The 17891-nt window shown below is 56.4% G+C and carries 23 protein-coding genes and 1 tRNA gene; 19 read left to right on the forward strand and 5 right to left on the reverse strand.

Annotation, left to right across the window (positions count from 1 at the left end):
* Positions 1-250 precede the first annotated feature (250 nt).
* Positions 251-338, reverse strand: a tRNA-Ser gene (locus AAE045_RS09950).
* 208 nt (positions 339-546) lie between these two features.
* Here AAE045_RS09950 and ghrA point away from each other — a divergent pair.
* From ghrA to AAE045_RS09970, 4 genes are all read left to right on the forward strand, one after another.
* On the forward strand, positions 547-1488 hold the full coding sequence (gene ghrA / locus AAE045_RS09955) for a glyoxylate/hydroxypyruvate reductase GhrA (protein ID WP_455547577.1): 942 nt from the start codon (positions 547-549) through the stop codon (positions 1486-1488).
* A gap of 81 nt (positions 1489-1569) precedes the next feature.
* Entirely contained in the window at positions 1570-2307 is a 738-nt protein-coding gene (locus AAE045_RS09960; protein WP_455547578.1) for a PHP domain-containing protein, read from the forward strand.
* A 26-nt stretch (positions 2308-2333) separates the two neighbouring features.
* Positions 2334-2888 (forward strand): TorD/DmsD family molecular chaperone, encoded by a 555-nt coding sequence (locus AAE045_RS09965; protein ID WP_455547579.1) that lies wholly within the window; start codon positions 2334-2336, stop codon positions 2886-2888.
* Positions 2889-2991: 103 nt separating this feature from the next.
* Positions 2992-3468 (forward strand): DUF1097 domain-containing protein, encoded by a 477-nt coding sequence (locus AAE045_RS09970; protein ID WP_455547580.1) that lies wholly within the window; start codon positions 2992-2994, stop codon positions 3466-3468.
* A gap of 43 nt (positions 3469-3511) precedes the next feature.
* On the opposite strand, the gene csgG is transcribed toward AAE045_RS09970, so the two are convergent.
* From csgG to csgD, 4 genes are read right to left on the reverse strand one after another with little or no spacing between them, the layout of a single operon-like run.
* Positions 3512-4345 (reverse strand): curli production assembly/transport protein CsgG, encoded by an 834-nt coding sequence (csgG, locus tag AAE045_RS09975; RefSeq protein ID WP_455427698.1) that lies wholly within the window; start codon positions 4343-4345, stop codon positions 3512-3514.
* A 39-nt stretch (positions 4346-4384) separates the two neighbouring features.
* Positions 4385-4801, reverse strand: a complete 417-nt coding sequence (gene csgF / locus AAE045_RS09980; protein WP_455547581.1) for a curli production assembly/transport protein CsgF — start codon at positions 4799-4801, stop codon at positions 4385-4387.
* Positions 4802-4810: 9 nt separating this feature from the next.
* Positions 4811-5200 (reverse strand): curli production assembly/transport protein CsgE, encoded by a 390-nt coding sequence (csgE, locus tag AAE045_RS09985; RefSeq protein ID WP_455547582.1) that lies wholly within the window; start codon positions 5198-5200, stop codon positions 4811-4813.
* A gap of 4 nt (positions 5201-5204) precedes the next feature.
* Positions 5205-5855 carry a biofilm master transcriptional regulator CsgD gene (gene csgD, locus AAE045_RS09990; protein WP_455547583.1) on the reverse strand — a complete coding sequence of 217 codons (651 nt, stop codon included), beginning with the start codon at positions 5853-5855 and terminating at the stop codon, positions 5205-5207.
* A 772-nt stretch (positions 5856-6627) separates the two neighbouring features.
* Here csgD and csgB point away from each other — a divergent pair.
* The 15 genes from csgB (at position 6628) to AAE045_RS10065 (ending at position 17888) form a co-directional block, all read left to right on the forward strand.
* Positions 6628-7083 carry a curli minor subunit CsgB gene (gene csgB / locus AAE045_RS09995; protein WP_455547584.1) on the forward strand — a complete coding sequence of 152 codons (456 nt, stop codon included), beginning with the start codon at positions 6628-6630 and terminating at the stop codon, positions 7081-7083.
* Positions 7084-7131: 48 nt separating this feature from the next.
* Positions 7132-7548, forward strand: coding sequence for a curli major subunit CsgA (gene csgA / locus AAE045_RS10000; RefSeq protein ID WP_455547585.1), 417 nt, complete (start codon positions 7132-7134; stop codon positions 7546-7548).
* Between the two features lie 60 nt (positions 7549-7608).
* Positions 7609-7938, forward strand: a complete 330-nt coding sequence (gene csgC, locus AAE045_RS10005) for a curli assembly chaperone CsgC (RefSeq protein ID WP_455547586.1) — start codon at positions 7609-7611, stop codon at positions 7936-7938.
* Between the two features lie 131 nt (positions 7939-8069).
* Positions 8070-8381, forward strand: coding sequence for a hypothetical protein (locus AAE045_RS10010; protein WP_455547587.1), 312 nt, complete (start codon positions 8070-8072; stop codon positions 8379-8381).
* Between the two features lie 213 nt (positions 8382-8594).
* Complete coding sequence (locus tag AAE045_RS10015; RefSeq protein WP_455547588.1) at positions 8595-9317, forward strand: beta-ketoacyl synthase chain length factor; 723 nt, start codon at positions 8595-8597, stop codon at positions 9315-9317.
* Positions 9318-9340: 23 nt separating this feature from the next.
* Positions 9341-10099, forward strand: a complete 759-nt coding sequence (locus tag AAE045_RS10020; protein WP_455547589.1) for a lysophospholipid acyltransferase family protein — start codon at positions 9341-9343, stop codon at positions 10097-10099.
* A 15-nt stretch (positions 10100-10114) separates the two neighbouring features.
* Complete coding sequence (locus AAE045_RS10025) at positions 10115-10387, forward strand: phosphopantetheine-binding protein (RefSeq protein ID WP_455547590.1); 273 nt, start codon at positions 10115-10117, stop codon at positions 10385-10387.
* 17 nt (positions 10388-10404) lie between these two features.
* Positions 10405-10653: an acyl carrier protein gene (locus AAE045_RS10030; RefSeq protein WP_455547591.1), complete on the forward strand. Its 249-nt coding sequence runs from the start codon at positions 10405-10407 to the stop codon at positions 10651-10653.
* Positions 10653-11228: a hypothetical protein gene (locus AAE045_RS10035; protein WP_455547592.1), complete on the forward strand. Its 576-nt coding sequence runs from the start codon at positions 10653-10655 to the stop codon at positions 11226-11228. The genes AAE045_RS10030 and AAE045_RS10035 overlap by 1 nt, the downstream gene beginning before the upstream one ends.
* Positions 11221-12552: an AMP-binding protein gene (locus AAE045_RS10040; protein WP_455547593.1), complete on the forward strand. Its 1332-nt coding sequence runs from the start codon at positions 11221-11223 to the stop codon at positions 12550-12552. The genes AAE045_RS10035 and AAE045_RS10040 overlap by 8 nt, the downstream gene beginning before the upstream one ends.
* Positions 12539-12889, forward strand: a complete 351-nt coding sequence (locus tag AAE045_RS10045) for an ApeI family dehydratase (protein WP_455547594.1) — start codon at positions 12539-12541, stop codon at positions 12887-12889. Before AAE045_RS10040 ends, AAE045_RS10045 begins: the two co-directional genes overlap by 14 nt.
* Positions 12880-14589, forward strand: a complete 1710-nt coding sequence (locus tag AAE045_RS10050) for a glycosyltransferase family 2 protein (protein ID WP_455547595.1) — start codon at positions 12880-12882, stop codon at positions 14587-14589. The genes AAE045_RS10045 and AAE045_RS10050 overlap by 10 nt, the downstream gene beginning before the upstream one ends.
* Positions 14583-15005, forward strand: coding sequence for an acyl-CoA thioesterase (locus AAE045_RS10055; protein WP_455547596.1), 423 nt, complete (start codon positions 14583-14585; stop codon positions 15003-15005). The genes AAE045_RS10050 and AAE045_RS10055 overlap by 7 nt, the downstream gene beginning before the upstream one ends.
* Positions 15002-15607, forward strand: coding sequence for an outer membrane lipoprotein carrier protein LolA (locus AAE045_RS10060; protein WP_455547597.1), 606 nt, complete (start codon positions 15002-15004; stop codon positions 15605-15607). The genes AAE045_RS10055 and AAE045_RS10060 overlap by 4 nt, the downstream gene beginning before the upstream one ends.
* Positions 15579-17888: an MMPL family transporter gene (locus AAE045_RS10065; protein WP_455547598.1), complete on the forward strand. Its 2310-nt coding sequence runs from the start codon at positions 15579-15581 to the stop codon at positions 17886-17888. The genes AAE045_RS10060 and AAE045_RS10065 overlap by 29 nt, the downstream gene beginning before the upstream one ends.
* Positions 17889-17891: the final 3 nt, after the last annotated feature.

A 17891-nucleotide genomic window follows, 5' to 3' on the forward strand; every position in this document is an offset into this window, starting at 1 on the left:
TGCCATCCACCGAAGGTTTTAAAGACGAAAAAAAGCCCGCATTTTCATGCGGGCTCTTTTTTAAATATGGCGGTGAGGGAGGGATTGATTCGCTGCGCTCACCCTGCGGGCGTCATGGTCATATCTGCCCCTGACGTCCAACAGGCTAAAGCCTGTTGTCGAACCCTGTCGAGGGTTCTCATCCGCTCCCTTTTAGGGGCGACGGGCAATAAAAAAGCCCGAACGTGAGTTCAGGCTTTCCTATGAAATATGGCGGTGAGGGAGGGATTCGAACCCTCGATACGTTGCCGTATACACACTTTCCAGGCGTGCTCCTTCAGCCACTCGGACACCTCACCATATTGTTGCTCCAGCGCTGCTGGAACGGGCGCTAATGTAGGGAAAATGGCGGGGTGCGTCAACGCTATTTTTGCTGAATTCCGCGCGTTTAGCCAAACTTCAAACAACTTGCGCTTTAAACCAGCAAAGGGCGCTGCTTTTTTATTACATTCAGGACTTGAATTGATTTGCGTTTCGCGTAATCCTGGGGAAAAAAGAGGAGAAAGCGTGGATATCATATTTTATCACCCAACGTTCGACACCCGGTCCTGGCTGACTGGCCTGCAAAAGTTAATGCCCGACGCCCGCGTTCGCGAGTGGAAGCCTGGCGATAATGAACCTGCCGATTACGCGCTGGTCTGGCATCCGCCGGTGGAGATGCTTGCCGGGCGCGGCCAGCTGAAAGCGATTTTCGCCCTGGGCGCTGGCGTGGACTCGATTCTCAGCCGGCTTCAGGCGCATCCCGATATGCTGCCTGCCGGCGTGCCTTTATTCCGTCTGGAAGATACCGGCATGGGGCTCCAGATGCAGGAGTATGCCGTAAGCCAGGTGCTACACTGGTTCCGCCGCTTTGATGACTATCAGGCGCAAAAACTCGAGGCCAGCTGGCAGCCGCTGGAAGATTATCGTCGCGAAGAGTTTACGATTGGCCTGCTCGGCGCGGGCGTGCTGGGCAGCAAAGTGGCGGAAAGCCTGCTGGCGTGGGGATTCCCGGTGCGCTGCTGGAGCCGCAGTAAGAAGGATTACCCTGGCGTGACGAGCTTTGCGGGCGAAGAGCAGCTCGGTGAATTCCTGCAGGGGACGCGGGTGCTGATTAACCTGCTGCCCAACACGCCGCAGACCGTTGGCATCATTAATCAGTCTCTCCTGTCCCGGCTTGCCGACCAGGCCTTTGTGCTCAACCTGGCGCGCGGCGTTCATCTTGTTGAGGCCGATCTGCTGGCGGCGCTCGACAGCGGTAAGGTTAAAGGCGCAATGCTGGATGTCTTCGCCAAAGAACCGCTGCCTGCCGACAGCCCGCTCTGGAAGCATCCTTGCGTGGCTATCACCCCACACATCGCGGCGGTAACGCGCCCGGACGAGGCGATGGCCTATATCGCGAAAACCATCGGCCAGATAGAGAAGGGCGAGAAGCCGACAGGGGAAGTTTCCCTCCAGCACGGCTACTAAACCGGTGCCCGGCGGCCATGCCGGGCTAAAATTCAGCGGCGATAACTGCTATCCTTGGCTAAAAGAGAAAAGGAGAGAGCCATGTATCCCGTTGACCTGCATATGCATACCGTCGCCAGCACCCACGCCTACAGTACCCTTCACGATTACATCGCCATCGCAAAAAGCAAAGGCATTAAATTATTCGCCATCACCGACCACGGCCCGGACATGGCCGACGCCCCGCACTACTGGCATTTCGTGAATATGCGCATCTGGCCGCGCCTGGTTGACGGCGTGGGCATCCTGCGCGGTATTGAAGCGAACATTAAAAATACCAGCGGCGAAATAGACTGCACCGGCCCGATGCTGGACGCTCTCGACCTGATTATTGCCGGTTTCCACGAGCCTGTTTTCCCCCCGCAGGATGAAGCGACCCATACCGAAGCCATGATTGCCACGATGGCGGCGGGGGATGTGCATATCATCAGCCATCCCGGCAACCCTAAGTTCCCGGTTGATATTCCCGCTATTGCCGAAGCCGCAGCGAAATACCATGTGGCGCTAGAGCTGAACAACTCCTCCTTTACCCATTCCCGCAAGGGCAGCGGCCCCAACTGCCGCGCCATTGCGGCCGCCGTGCGTGATGCGGGCGGCTGGCTGGCGCTGGGCTCTGACTCCCATACGGCCTTTAGCCTGGGCGATTTCAGCGAATGCCGTAAAATCCTCGACGAAGTTGAATTCCCGGAGGAGCGTATTCTTAACGTTTCGCCGCGCCGTTTATTAGCGTTTCTTGAATCCCGTGGCATGGCACCGATTGCCGAGTTCGCCACGCTTTAATCTTCACCCCTGAATGGACCCTGAGCATGAATGAGTTTTCAATTATTTGCCGTATTTTAGGATCGCTGTTTTATCGTCAGCCGCAGGATCCCCTGCTGGTACCGCTGCTGACCCTGATCCGCGAAGGAAAGCTTGCGGCAAGCTGGCCTCTGGAACAGGACGAGCTGCTGGGGCGCCTGCAGCAGAGCTGCGATCCCCAGCAGATGGCGGCAGATTACAACGCGCTGTTCGTGGGCGAAGAGTGCAGCGTTTCACCTTACCGTTCGGCCTGGGAAGAGGGCAGCCAGGAAGGGGAAGTACGCGAGTTCCTGAAAGCGCGCGGTATGCCGCTGGGGGAAACGCCTGCCGACCATTTTGGCACGCTGCTGCTGGCTGCCTCATGGCTTGAAGATCAGTCTCAGGAAGACGAATACGAAGCGCAGGTCACGCTGTTCGACGAGTATCTGCTGCCGTGGTGCGGCACCTTCCTCGGCAAGGTTGAGGCCCACGCCGCAACGCCTTTCTACCGCACGCTGGCGGCCGTCAGCCGGGAAGCGATTCAGGCGATGCGTGACGAGCTGGAAGAGTCTGAAGAGGAATAAATGTGATTTTAATCGCAATTAATCTGCAATAAATTTCTGTTTCTTTCATAAAATGTGCGGCAGATCGTGGTGGGGCCGAAAGGCTCTGCTATGATACGCCGCCATGAACATACTCATTTCTCTTGCACTGACTACCGGTATTCTCTCAGGCCTTTGGGGCTGGGTGGCGGTGAGTCTCGGCCTGCTTAGCTGGGCAGGTTTCCTCGGCTGTACGGCCTACTTTGCCTGCCCGCAGGGGGGGCTGAAGGGCTTGTTTATCTCGCTTTGCACGTTGTGCAGCGGGGTAGTCTGGGCGCAGGTCATTATCCAGGGTAGCGCGCTTGCGCCGCATCTGGAGATCCTGGGCTATGTGGTTACCGGCGTTGTGGCCTTCCTGATGTGCATCCAGGCCCGGCACGTTCTGCTTTCATTTGTTCCCGGCACTTTTATCGGCGCCTGTGCGACCTTTGCCAACCAGGGCGAGTGGCGGGTCGTTGTGCCTTCTTTACTGCTCGGGCTGGCGTTTGGTTTTGCGATGAAGAACAGCGGGCTTTGGCTTGCGGCCAGAAAGGCAAAACAACTCTCGGCGATGGCTGAATAAATAAAAAAACCAGCCGAGGCTGGTTTTGGATTACCCGGGGGCATCAGGCTTCCGGCGGTACCGACATCTCTTTATATTTCACGAGAATCGGGTTTGTTCTGTCGGACGGGTTTTTCAAATCCCACAGCCCGCGGTCGATACCGTCATTCACCAGGTAAATGACCCCGGTTTCGATGGCGGACATCAGGCACATCATAACCGGTTCATTGCTGGTGTAGCCGATTTCACCCTCCAGTAAACGCTGGTAATCGATAAAGCGGAATACCCCGGCCTGCACTTCATAAGACAAAATAGTTTTGCTGGTGTTGACTGAAGAAAGGACTTCACCGGTGCTTACATTAACGACGCGTAAGTTCACCGCAATCTGATCTAGCTGATATTCCGTATTGGCGCCAATCCCGAAGTAACGCGCCCCGACCCCGCCGGATTTCACATTGCTTTCATAGCCAATAATAGACCCTTCAATCATGACGTTTGCCGCCATCAGAGATTGCAGAGGCTGCCGGTTATTATCTGCGACGGTGCCGTTTTCCTGGGCCGCACGGATAATTTTTCGTTCATTAAGCAGGTTTTGTAATCCCTGACGTTCCAGAGGAATAAACCAGCGCGAGTCCTTCAGGGCCGTCACCAGCATCGCGGTGGCGCTTTGCGGTACGGCCGTTGAGAAGTTACTCGCCGGATAAGGTTTAAACTGACCGGTTTCATCCTGAATGTTATAGACCGAGACAAACAGTTTTCCCTGAGCTTCCGGCAGATGGGTCAGATCGCGGTAGCTCTGGGCCCGAGGCATCAGAGTAGGTCGTGCAGCTTCTTTAGGTGGCGCGGTTAAACAACCACTTAATAAACACACTGCTACGATAAGAAGTAAGCGCTGCATGATGTTTATCCTTAAATACTTTTTGATTGTTTATGCCCACTAGAAATCAGTAGAGTTACTTTGTAAGCCAGCGACCTGAATGGTTGAGACTTTCCCTGTTTTGCGGTCAGTGACGTTGAGCTGCAGCTGGCCATCCGTATTGGCGATATCAACAATAAAGTCGTTGGTTACCATGCGACCAGGCTTGCCGGTATTAATATTGGTCAGCAGTCCGCCCAGTACCTGGGACTGAATAGCCTGAGTAAAGTTATCCAGCGCGGACGGGGTCTCAATACCAAAGTCGTCGTTATAACTCGGGTCTTTATACGAGTTTTGCGCCTGTGCTCCGTTTAATAAATATGAGCCGTTATTGGGGTTGCCGCCAAAGTTAGGGTTTACGAACTGGAAAACCATGTTTCCTCCCCAGGCCAGCGGTGTGACCAGCATTAACGGTAAAACTGCATGAACAATACGCATGACAGCCTCCTAAAACTCATCGTGGGTTAAATCACCGGTGCTCAACAACGCTTTGTCGACCTGCCGGCGTTTAATGGCCTCATCGGTTTGAATCAGTGCGACCTCGACGTTGCGGTCAAAGTCACGTTTCGTGGGGAATAAAAAAGCCTGGTAGATCACGTCCTGATCGATAGTAATGGTTATCCAGCTTCCCCAACGGGCACTGGGCCGCTCATTAATAGTCAGATTCCCGGTAAAACTGCTTTCCCACTTATCGCTGAAGGCACGGTAAAAGTCGTGGCCCACAGAAGAAACGGTGTGATCCGTCAGCAGTCCGGGGATTTCCACTTCAACGGCGCGAACGCCGCCTGAAGCGCACAGCAAAACTGCCGCCAGCAGTAAAGCAGGGTGTCGTTTCATGGCCTTATCGCCTGAGATTATCGTTTGCCCAGGAGACCGCCTGAGTGCGGTTCTTAACAGCTATCTTCTTGAAAAGGTTGTAGAGATGTGTTTTTACCGTGTTCTCACTAATAAACAGCGAACGGGCAATTTCAATATTCGAAGCGCCAATGCGTAATTTATTAAGGATTTCCTTTTCACGGTGCGTTAATAACGACGACTCAACGTTATTAAAGCGATAATTACCAGAGTGGTTGATTAAATAGCTGGCTAGCTTTTGTGAGAAGTAGCATTCGCCATCCATCACCCCCCTAATACCCTCGACGACACGCGGCTCCTCTTCCGTGGTATAGAAAACCCCATTAATATGCGGCCAGTTTTCTATGTCACGGAACTGATACTCTTCCGGGGTATTAAGAAGAAGGAGCTTGATGCTGCTGTGCTTGCGGCTTAAGGTATCCTGCCAGTAATTAATAAGCTTCTTATCCGCCTCTACCATATCGAAAAGCACCAGAACATTGCCCGCTATCTCTTCAAGAGAGCGTTGAATGTTATGAAGTTTTCCGTTGACAGCCAGAGACGACTTTAAATGCTGTAATAAAGCCGTAGCCTGCAGCGAAGGTTTGGTGATCAACAACAATGTGTGACCATTTAAAGTATGGACTTCATTAAACATGATGGAACTCCACCCGGTTTTTATGCACTATCAGCTGAATTAACAGGAAGTTAATTCACCAGAGGTACTGATAAATGCGGCACTGCTGTGTGTTAAAAATAAAACACTTTCATAAATGCGTTTTAAATACGCTGAGAGTGTTAAAGGAATCGTTACTGCTGATTCCAATCTAGCGGTTACTAATCTTAAAGCAAGTGTTAAACGTGTAACAGAATGTAACTCAAGATATTAAAATGTTGCATGATGAAATTTTGACTATTTAGTCCTGCTACTAAAGTTGTACAATTTTATTAGTTTGCACAATTATATATGTCATACAAACAATTGTAACTGCTTGTATTTAATGTGTTTTAGTAATTTAGTTGCGACGTGAATTAATTTTAACATATGTAAGTGACAGGTAACTTACTGAAAGTTGCCGCTTCGCTTAAGGAAACGCATCCTGGTGACATAGGTTATGAATAATTTGTTCTTACCCTCTCAAGTCCCACAGCCAGACGGTAAACATAGATCCCCGCAAAGTTCGGCTGTCGTCGGTTAATGCTGGCCTGTTTATTTATGCAAAGAACGCTTTGTTGATATTGGTTTTTTTTAAATAACTCATACTTTGAGGTGAGTATAATTATCAAAATACAACGTGCGGGTGAGATATTTTAAATGTTTCGACAGACATACTCATTTTCGTAACGCAGCAATAACTTCTTACCGCTGGCGTTAACAGGAAATAATTTTGGCTTAATTACCTGGCAGCATCCAGGTCCAGGATGACAACATGAAAAACAGATCGTTATTTATGGTGTTAGCATTGCTGGGTGCGCCTGGTTATGTATTAGCAGCAGGTTCTGACCTCGCTGCTTCAGAGTATAACTTTGCCGTTAATGAGTTAAGCAAAGGCTCTTTTAATCAGGCAGCAATTATCGGTCAGTACGGCAGCAACAACAGTGCTGACGTCAACCAGAAAGGGTATCGGCAGCTGGCGGAAGTCTCTCAGAGCGGGAGCAGCAACCGGGCAAATGTCGACCAATCAGGAAGTTACAATCTTGCATATATCTCGCAACAGGGCAGCGCCAATGATGCGGATATTAAGCAGAGTAATTCTGGAAATGCCGCGCTTATTATTCAGAAAGGCTCTGGTAATAAAGCAAGCATTATTCAGGACGGTACGCAAAAAACAGCAGTTGTAGTGCAGAAACAGTCACAAATGGCGGTTCGTGTTATCCAAAGATAATACACAAACTATTTGGGCTTACATTCTCAATCCGATGGGGGTTTCACCATGAACTTTTTCAAAATGGCAGCATTAGCAGCATTGGTGGTTTCAGGTAGCGCACTGGCTGGTTTCCAGCACAATTATGATGAAAATTCGACGTTGAAAATCTATCAGCAGGGCGGCGGTAACAACGTGACGGCGCTGCAGGCTGATGCCAGAGATTCAACTACCGATATTAAACAGTACGGCGGCGGCAACGGTGCTGATGTAGGCCAGGGTTCTGATGACAGCAAAATTACCCTGCTGCAGGATGGTTTTGCTAACAACGCCACCATCGATCAATGGAACGGCGATGATTCTAAAATCAACGTCAAACAACACGGTGGCGGTAACGGTGCTGTTGTAGACCAGACTGCTTCCAGTTCAAGCGTTCAGGTTACCCAGGTTGGCTTTGGTAACCATGTCATGGCTTCCCAGTACTAACTGAGAATCTGCGCTATATAAAAACAGGGCCACGGCCCTGTTTTTTTATGGGAGAAAATCATGCACACCTTAATTTTACTGGCTGCCCTTTCAAACCAGCTGACCTTTTCTACCCAGCAGCAGGGCAATGTTTACACCATTGAGCCCGTTGCCACGCTGACCACCGACTGCCGGTGCGCCATGCAGCTTGCGGCTACGCGTGCCGGGGCAGGGGGAAGCAGTATCAGCAGCCAGCGTACAACCCTCTTTATTAAAGCCAATGAGCCGATCAGGCTGACCAGCCTGAGCCTGAATATTGACCCCGGCGATACGGTGTCGATCACCGTTACGCTGAGCGACGGTAATAATATTAATTTAGAAAAACAGTGGGTTATGCCAGGAAAGATTTAAGAACGTTTCAAGCACTTTTTATTTGTAAATATATTGTTGCGAATGTGTCGTTCCTGAACCAATGTTTTACTGTAGTGCATTCATCGTTTGCCGATAACCCTCAGTACACTTTGCGTTGAGGAGTCAACATCGTGGTAAAAGCAACATTAAAGATGTTTTTATGTATTGCCGCGCTGGCCAGCGTTTCAACCTTCGCTCATGCTGACGGAAATAGCGGCGTAATTCATTTCCGTGGGGAGATAGTCGAAGGAGGATGCGGCCTCTCGCCACAGGAACAGCGGGTGAATATCACCTGCAGCAATAAAGGAAAACCTGTCACCCATACCGTTGCGCTGGCGGGCCTCAACGCCTGGTCCGTGCGCGGTGACAGCCTCATGCACACCAATATTCACTACCTCGATCCCCAGAAGCGCCTGGCTATTATCAGCGCGACCTACGAATGATCCCGCCTGGTCCGGTCCCCCCGGACCAGCCGTTTGCAAAAGTGATGATTTATTTCCGCGCTGGTTTTGTTACTATTCCGGGCCTTCGGATCATTCAATGATAGAAAGGCTTCATTTCTGAGGATTGTCCGAAGGATTAAGAGTTATTCGATAGCCCGCGCCATAAAAAAAAGCTACATATGCGGGCCGCAGCAAATGATGATGGTAGCGAGAATGAAGCTAGGGTTTAACATTACTGACTGGCAGGCCAGCGCCCCCGGTCTGTCTGACGTCGCGCTTTGGCGCGCGTGGGGAGACGCACCGGCAGCTATTGACGTGAAAGCGGCAATAGCCAAATGCACCCATCTGCCCATGATGACGGCCCGACGCCTGGCTTCCGGAAGCCGCCTCGCCGTTGACACGGCGCTTGCCGTGCTCGCCCGCAGCCAGGCCGATGCGCTGGTTTTTTCCAGCCGCCACGGCGAGCTGGAGCGCAACTACCGAATCCTTACCGCGCTTGCTGAACAGCAGGCGCTCTCGCCTACCGATTTTGCCATGTCCGTTCATAACTCTGCCGTGGGCAACGCCACTATCGCTGCGAAAACGCCGTATGTCTCCTCTTCCGTTTCGGCCGGGCGGGACACCTTTTCGCAGGCCCTGATCGAGGTGGCTGCTTTTCACCACGCTGGCTATCGGCGCGTGCTGCTGGTGGATTTTGACGGGGCGATCCCAGAATTTTATCAGCCGCATCTTGAGGAGGGTGAAGCACATTACCCTTACGCCGTGGGTCTGCTGCTGGAAGAGGGGGAGCAGCTGCAGGTTGAAAGTATGCCCGCAGCAGAAAAAAGCGCGCTGCCGTTACCCCAGAGCCTGGCTTTTCTTCATGCCTGGCTGGGTCAGGAAAGCAGTTTTGCCGTCACCGGCGAACGGTTAACCTGGCAGTGGACGCGCGGCTGATGTGGCTTTTGGTCCGGCGGCGGATGGCATGGGGCTGGCGCGTCATCATGACCGGCTTTCTGTTCATCCTGTTTGGCAGCGGCGGCCTGCTTTTGTCGCTGGTCTGGTTCAATTTGCTGCTTCTTGCCGTGCGCGAGCCGGATAAACGCCGCAGCGTTGCCCGCCGCAGCATCAGCGCAAGCTTTCGTCTGTTTTTGCGCATCGGCAGGCTGCTCGGCGTGTTTGATTATCAGATTGAGGGCGCGGAGGCTTTGCGAGCCGAAAAAGGCAGCCTCATCGTTGCCAACCATCCCACGCTGCTGGATTATGTTTTTATTGCCTCCCAGGCCCCGGAGATCGGCTGCCTGGTGAAAGCGAGCCTGATCGGTAACCCCTGTTTCCGGGGCGTGATTCGGGCCGCAGACTACCTGATTAACAGCCAGGGAGAAACGCTGCTGCCGGAAAGCCAGTGCAGGCTGGCGGCGGGGGAGAGCATCCTTATATTCCCCGAAGGCACGCGTACGCGCCCAGGCGAGCCTCTGACGATACAGCGAGGCGCGGCGCAGATTGCGGTGCGCAGCGCCTGTCCGCTTCGGCTGGTGCATATTGACTGTGACCAGCGCTATCTGGACAAGCATAGCCGCTGGTATCAGATCCCGCCGCGCAGGCCAATGATTAGGGTTTCGGTGCGACAGCGCATCGAAAGCCTGGATTTTGTGGAGAAGTGCGACGACGTCCCGGCGATGGCGGCGCGTCGCCTGAGCCACTATTTACGTCAGGCGCTCGTCCCTGACCCCCGTTAAGACCCGGATGCACATATGGAATCCTTACAGAACGACATTAAGCAATTAATCATCGACACGCTGAATCTGGAAGAGACGGCCGTGGATGATATCGACAGCAACGCGCCGCTTTTCGGTGACGATGGCTTAGGGCTGGACTCCATCGATGCCCTCGAGCTGGGCCTTGCGGTGAAAAAACGTTATAGCGTCGTCCTCTCAGCGGAAAACGAAGCTATGCGTCAGCATTTTTACTCTGTGGCGACGCTTGCGGCCTTTATTGCCAGCCAAAATCCCGGCCATAGCGCCTGAAAAAGAACGAGTCAGTTATGAATCAAGAAGCGATTTATCAAGAAGTTACCGATCTGCTGGTCAAGCTGTTTGAGCTGGACGCAGCGCAGATCAAACCTGAAGCCCGCCTGTACGAAGACCTGGATCTGGACAGCATCGACGCCGTGGACATGGTTGTTCACCTGCAAAAGCGCAGTGCAAAGAAGATCAGGCCGGAAGATTTTAAAGCGGTACGCACCGTACAGGATGTGGTTGACGCTGTTGAACGGCTGTATCAGGACTCCTGATGCGCGGGCAGGGCGCACAAGCGTTGAGCATTGCAGGCTGGCTGGCCGTTATCGGCTGGCCTTTTGCCGTCTGGCTTGCGCTAACTTACCCGCAGCTGCGCTGGCTGCTGCCGCTGCTGGCCCTGCTTTTTGTTCTGCGCCTGGCCGCGCTGCGCGGTAAAACGGGTACCTTAAGCCGTGCCGCTCAGGGTCTGGCGGGAGTCGGTATTCTTCTTACCCTGGCAAGCGTAGGGCTTCGCGAGGCCCGGCTGCTGATGTGGTATCCCGTCGTGGTGAACATCGTGATGCTCGCTCTGTTTGGCGGCTCGCTGTTCAGCCGGATGCCGCTCATTGAGCGTCTCGCCCGCTGGCGAGAAGGGGAGCTCAGCCCGGCGGCGGTTCGCTATACCCGGCAGGTCACCCAGCTCTGGTGCGGTTTTTTTGTCGTTAACGGGGCCGTGGCCCTGTGGACCTGCCTGCACGGCAATCTGCATATCTGGACGCTGTGGAACGGCATGCTCAGCTATCTTCTGATGGGCGCACTGTTCGCCGTAGAGTGGCTGGTACGCCAGCGGGTGAAGCGCCGCCATGGTTAATATTCTGCCGCTGGGCCAGTGGCTGAGCGCTTCGCGCAGGGCCGGACATCTGGTTGCCTTCGATGGTGATAAGTGCTGGACGCAGGCGATGCTGCAGCGCGATGTCCAACGCCTGTATGGCGAACTGCGCCACCGGCCCGGCGAACGCTGGGCGCTCTGTTTTGATAACGGCTACCGTTTTCTTGTGGCGCTACTGGCTACGCTTCACGCGGGTAAAACGCCCGTTCTTCCTGGCCACTGCCGCGAAGCGCAGCTGCGGGAACAGCACGCGTTTTTTAGCGGCGTGATTGCCGACCAGCCTTTCATGCTTGATTGCCCGGTCATCGTGCCTGACGGCCTTGCCCCCGATTTAGATATTGCTTTACCGCCCGTACCCGACGGCGCGGGTGTCGTGCTGTTTACCTCAGGCTCGACCGGGCAGCCCACGCAAGTCTTCAAAACCGTGCAGGCGCTGGATGAGGAAAGCGCCTGGCTCGCGGCGCTGTGGGGCGAGGAGCTGACCGGCTGCCGGGTTGTCGCGTCGGTCAGCCATCAGCATATGTACGGCCTGACGTTCCGCATTATGCTGCCGATGGCGCTGGGCCTGCCGTGCGACACCGCAATGATCCATTTCCCCGAGCAGCTCGCCGCCCGCAGGGGCTCTCCTTTACTGTTTATCAGCAGCCCCGCGTTTCTGAAGCGCCTGGATCCCGGGCTTACGGCTCCCCCCTGTCGGATGACGATTTCGGCAGCCGGTAAGCTGGATGACGACATCGCCCGGCGGGCAGGGGAGTGGCTGGGTGCGCCGGTTTGCGAAATCTACGGCACGACCGAAACGGGCGTGCTGGCGTGGCGAAAGCATCTGAAGGCCGGGCAGCCCTGGCAGCCGTTTCCGAAAGTTAAGTTTGCCGCTGACGAACAGGGATGGTCGGTGCGTTCCCCATTGGTTGGGGGAGGGGTGTGTACTCTTGATGACAACCTGGCTTTCAATGCGCAGGGCGAATTTACGCTGCTGGGCCGCCGCGACCGCATCGTTAAAATTGAAGAGAAGCGGGTGTCGCTCAGCGAAATTGAGCGCCGCCTGCTGGCGCTGCCGATGATCAAAGACGTAGCGGTTGTCACCCTGACGCGCGGCGGCCGCACGGTGCCCGGCGCCGTCGTGGTATTGCACAAGCCTCACGAACCGCTGATAAAATTAAAAGCCCAGTGGCGCGACTCCCTGAGCCCTTGGCTCGAGCCGGTGGCCATCCCCCGCTACTGGCGCATCGTCGAAAGCATTCCGCTGAACAGCCAGAGCAAGCGGGCGTGGGCGCAACTACAGGAATTATTTGATGAGACCCCTTGAAGAGAGCCGCACGCAGCCGGAAGCGAACCAGCTGTGCCTGCTGCTGCGCGTTCCGGCTGGCCTGAGCTGGTTTCGCGGCCACTTTCCGGTGCAGCCGCTGCTGCCGGGCGTTGCCCAGCTTGACTGGGTCATGGCCTACGGCGCGGAGCTTGCGCCAGGGCTGCGGTTCAGCTCGATTGAGAACGTCAAGTTCCAGCGTCCGGTGCTGCCCGACAGCCTGCTGGAGCTGAACTTACGCTGGGATGCGGGCCGCAGCGCGCTGAGTTTTGAATATCGGCTGGTAAACGACGATGTGCGCCAGCCGGTCAGCAGCGGAAAAATCAAGCTATGTCCGTAACGCAGCCTGATTTTCGCCCCTGCGTGGTGATCCCCTGTTATAACCACGGGGCCGCAATGCCGGACGTGCTTGCGCGCCTGCAGCCTTTCGCGCTGCCGTGTTTTATCGTCGACGACGGCAGCGAGCCGCAGACGGCAAACCAGCTCGTGGCGCTGGCCGCCAGCCATCCCGACGTGACGCTGGTTCAACTGGCCGTTAACGGCGGCAAAGGGCAGGCTGTGATTTCCGGTTTGCAGGCGGCGCAGCGGGCAGGTTTCACCCACGCCGTCCAGCTGGACGCCGACGGGCAGCACCGTATCGAAGATATTCCCCGCTTTCTTGATGAGTCCCGTCTCCACCCTGACTCGCTGATTTCCGGGCAGCCGGAATACGACGACTCGGTGCCAAAGGCGCGCCTTTATGGCCGCTACGTCACCCACGTCTGGGTATGGATTGAAACGCTGTCGCTGTCGCTGAAGGACAGCATGTGCGGCTTCCGCGTTTATCCGCTGGCCTCTACGCTCGCCCTGATTGCGCAGCATCCGCCGGGCAGGCGTATGGATTTCGACACCGAAATTATGGTGCGCCTTTACTGGTCCGGCGTGGACAGCCGCTTCCTGCGCACCCGCGTTACCTATCCCGCTGACGGCCTGTCGCACTTTGACGCCCTGCATGACAACCTGCGCATCTCGTGGATGCATACGAAGCTGTTCTTCGGCATGCTGCCGCGCATTCCCGCTCTGCTGATGCGCCACCGCCGTAACGCGGATCACTGGGCGCAGGTGCCGGAGCGCAAAGGGCTGGCGGGCATGCGCCTGATGCTGCGCATCTACCAGATTCTGGGGCGGGGAGCCTTTACGCTGCTGCTGTACCCGGTGGTGGCGTGGATGTGGCTGACCGGTGGCGCTCAGCGTCAGGCATCGCAAAGCTGGCTGCAGCGTGTGCAGCAGCAGGCGAAGAGTAAAGGAATAGCGCTGCCCGGCGGGCTGAACAGCTTCCGTCACTTTTTACGTTTCGGCGACGCGATGCTCAATAAAATTGCCGCCTGGCGAGGGGATATTAAATGGGGAAGGGATATCAGCTTCGCCCCCGGCAGCCGCGAAGTGTTGCAGCCCCAGCCGGGCAGCGGAAAGCTTATCCTTGCCGCGCATCTTGGGGACATTGAGGCCAGCCGCGCGCTGGCCCAGGTTGACGAAGGGCTGGTGATTAACGCGCTGGTCTTTACCGATCACGCCCGGCGCTTCCGGCAGATCGTTGAAGAGATTGCCCCGCAGGCCGCCGTCAATCTGCTGCCGGTCACCCATATTGGCCCGGAAACGGCCATGATGCTGCGCGAGAAGCTCGACGCCGGGGAGTGGGTTGCCATCGTCGGCGACAGAATTGCGGTTACCCCCCAGCGCGGCGGCGAAAGGCGCGTATGCTGGAGCCAGTTTATGGGCGCACCTGCGCCGTTCCCCCAGGGGCCGTTTATTCTGGCCGCCGCGTTGCGCTGCCCGGTGATCCTGATGATGGTCCTGCGTGAACAGGGAAAGCTCCGTATACATGCCGAGCCGTTTGCTGACCCGCTACTTTTACCGCGTTCTACGCGCCAGCAGGCACTTCAGCTGACCGTGGACCGCTACGCCGAACGGCTTGAGGCTTATGCTTTACGCTCGCCGCTCGACTGGTTTAACTTTTATGATTTCTGGCAGCTTCCGCCGGAAAAGGAGTCCGCATGCTGAGTGACCCGCGCTTTCACGTTGAGGTCAGCATTAAGGTGCCGTTTCACGACGTCGACGCCATGGAAGTCGTCTGGCACGGCAACTACTTCCGCTATTTTGAAATCGCCCGCGAGGCGCTGCTTGACCAGTTTGACTATGGCTATCGCGCCATGCGGGACTCCGGCTACGTGTGGCCGGTGGTCGATACCAGGGTAAAATACCGCGACGTGGTGACCTTTGGGCAGCAGATCCTCGTGCAGGCAAGCGTGCTCGAGTTCGAAAACCGCCTGAAGATCGGCTATCAGATCGTTGATGCCGCCAGCGGCAGGCGTACCACCTCGGGCTATACCATTCAGGTTGCCGTAGACGCCGCATCCGGCGAGATGTGCTTTGTCTCACCGGACGTGTTATTTGAACGCATGGGGATGAAGCCATGAAAAAACTCTTACTGTCCGCGCTGCTGCTGGTCAGCTACGCCGCCGGTGCCGTCACCCTCGACGATATTCAGCAGCGCTTTGCCGCCCAGCAGGTGGTGCGCGCCAAATTCCAGCAGGAGCGGCAGATAAGCGGCATGAGCCAGCCCCTGTACTCCAGCGGCGAGGTGCTGATCGCTAAAAATACCGGGCTGTGGTGGCAGCAGAAGCATCCTTTCCCGATGACGCTGATCCTCGACGACAGCCATATGGTGCAGGTGATGGGCACCCAGGCCCCGCAGGTGATCACCGCCGACAGCAACCCGCAGATGTTCCAGTTTAACCATCTGCTGCGCGCGCTGTTTCAGGCCGATCGTAAAGTGCTCGACGAGAACTTTACCCACGAATTTTCCGACCTCGGCAAGGGCGAGTGGCAGCTGGTGCTGACCCCGACCAGCACGCCGCTCGATAAGCTCTTCAGCACCATCACCCTGAAAGGGCAGAAGTACCTGAACGTCATTGAGCTTAACGATACCCAGGGAGACTTCACGGAAATCACCTTCAGCAACCAGCGCCCGGAACCGCGAACGCTAACCCATGAAGAGCAGCAGCGCTTTGCCTTCTGAGTGGCCGCGCCGCCTGGCGTGGGGCTGGCTGACCGTCGTCGCCCTGCTGATCGTTGCTCTGTGTCTGCTGCTGCCAAAAGCCCGGCTGGACAGCAGCGTGCTCTCTTTGCTGCCCGCTCAGAGCCTCGGCAAAGTACCCCCGGCTATCGAAGCGGGCTTCCTGCAGCGTCTCGACAGGCAGATGCTCTGGCTGGTCAGCCCTGGCACCAGTGCGGATCCCGCCGTGGCGAAAGCCTGGCAGGCCCGGCTTAAGCAGCAGCCTTTTTTAGAAAACGTTGAGGGGCCGATGGACGCGGCGGGCCAGCAGGCCTGGGGCAAATTTTATTTCGAGCACCGCAACGGGCTGGTGGACGCGCATACCCGCTCCCGCCTGCAAAAAGGAGGCGACGCCCAGGCCGACTGGGTGCTGGCGCAGCTCTACTCTGCCTTTTCCGGCGTCAGCGGCAAAGAGCTGGCAAACGATCCTTTAATGCTGGTGCGCGGTTCCCAGCTGGCGCTACAGCAGAGCGCCAGCCAGCTAAGGCTTATCGACGGCTGGCTGGTGGCGCGGGATAAACAGGGGCGCTACTGGTACATGCTGCACGGCGAGCTGAAAGGCTCTTCATTTGATATGCAGCGCGGGCGTGAGGCCGTAAGCCAGCTGCGGGCGCTGCAGCACAATCTGCAGCGGCAGTTTCCGGGAGCGGAAGTCATGTCCCGCGGCACGCTGTTTTACAGCGATTACGCCAGCCAGCAGGCAAAGCACGATGTCTCCACCCTGGGGCTTGCGACGGTTGCTGGCGTGCTGCTACTGATCCTTCTGGTTTTCCGTTCGCTTCGTCCTTTGTTGCTTTGCGTGACCTCCGTCGCGGTCGGCGCGCTTGCGGGTACGGCCATCACGCTGCTTTGTTTCGGCCAGCTGCATCTGATGACGCTGGTGATGAGCCTGGGAATTGTTGGCGTATCGGCTGACTACACGCTCTATTATCTGACGGAGAGGATGGTGCACGGGGCGGAAAGTTCGCCGTCTGAGAGCATGCGCAAAGTGCTTCCCGCGCTGCTGCTGGCGCTGGGTACGACGGTGCTGGCCTATCTCATCATGATGTTCGCGCCTTTCCCGGGTATCCGGCAGCTCGCCGTATTCGCCGCCAGCGGGCTAACCGCTTCCTGCCTCACGGTTGTCTGCTGGTATCCCTTCGCGGTGCGCGGCCTGCCGGTGCGTCCGGTTCCCTGCCGTCGCTGGATGCAGGCCTGGCTTGCGGCCTGGCAAACGAAGAAAGCCGTGCGGGTGGGGATCCCCTGCGTTTTACTGGCTATCAGCCTTGCGGGCATCTCGCTGCTGCGCATTAACGACGATATTTCCAGCCTGCAGGCCCTGCCGCAGGATCTGCTGCGTGAAGAGCAGGCGATGACCCTGCTGACCGGGCAGGGCATGGATCAGAAATGGTTTATGGTTTACGGCACCAGCGCGGAAGAGACCTTACGGCGCCTGGAAAAGCTGGCGCCGGAGCTGGCGAAGCTGCGTGAACGCAAGCTTATCGACGGTTACCGCCTGCTCCCGCTGGCCTCCCTTGAGCGCCAGCAGGCAGATTTACGCCTGCTGCGCGAAGCCGCCCCGGTGCTGCAAAAGCGCCTGGCGGAGACGGGCATGAACGTGAGCGCGCCGAATTTGCAGCAGATGCCGGTCACGCCGGATCTCTGGCAGAAAAGCGTCATCAGCAGCGGCTGGCGCTTATTGTGGCTGTCGCTGCCCGACGGGCGGAGCGGGGCGCTGGTGCCGGTAAATGGCGTGCATGACGGCGCGGCGCTGAACAGCCTTGCCGCTAAGCTGCCGGGCGTCAGCTGGGTGGATCGCAAATCCTCCTTCAACGAGCTGTTTGGCTTTTATCGCGCTCTGCTGGCCGGTTTGCTGGCCGCGGCCGTGGCGGCGATTGCCGTCAGCTATGTGCTGCGCCTCGGGGTTAAAAGAGGGTTGCTCAACGTGGTGCCTTCGCTGCTTTCCCTTGGCGGCGGGCTTGCGGCACTGGCGTTTAGCGGTCACGATCTGAACTTATTCTCGCTGCTGGCCCTTGTGCTTGTTCTGGGGATCGGCATTAACTACACGCTGTTCTTCAGCAATCCGCGCGGTACGCCGTTGACCTCCATGCTGGCGGTGAGCGTTGCCTTGCTGACCACGCTGCTGACGCTCGGCATGCTGGTCTTTAGCCAGACCCAGGCTATTGCCAGCTTCGGCATCGTGCTGAGCTGCGGGATCTTCTGCGCATTTTTAACCGCGCCGCTGGCAATGCCGGTCAGGGATTAAGGA

This window comes from Dryocola clanedunensis (genome assembly GCF_038405435.1).
GTDB classification, from domain to species: domain Bacteria; phylum Pseudomonadota; class Gammaproteobacteria; order Enterobacterales; family Enterobacteriaceae; genus Dryocola; species Dryocola clanedunensis_A.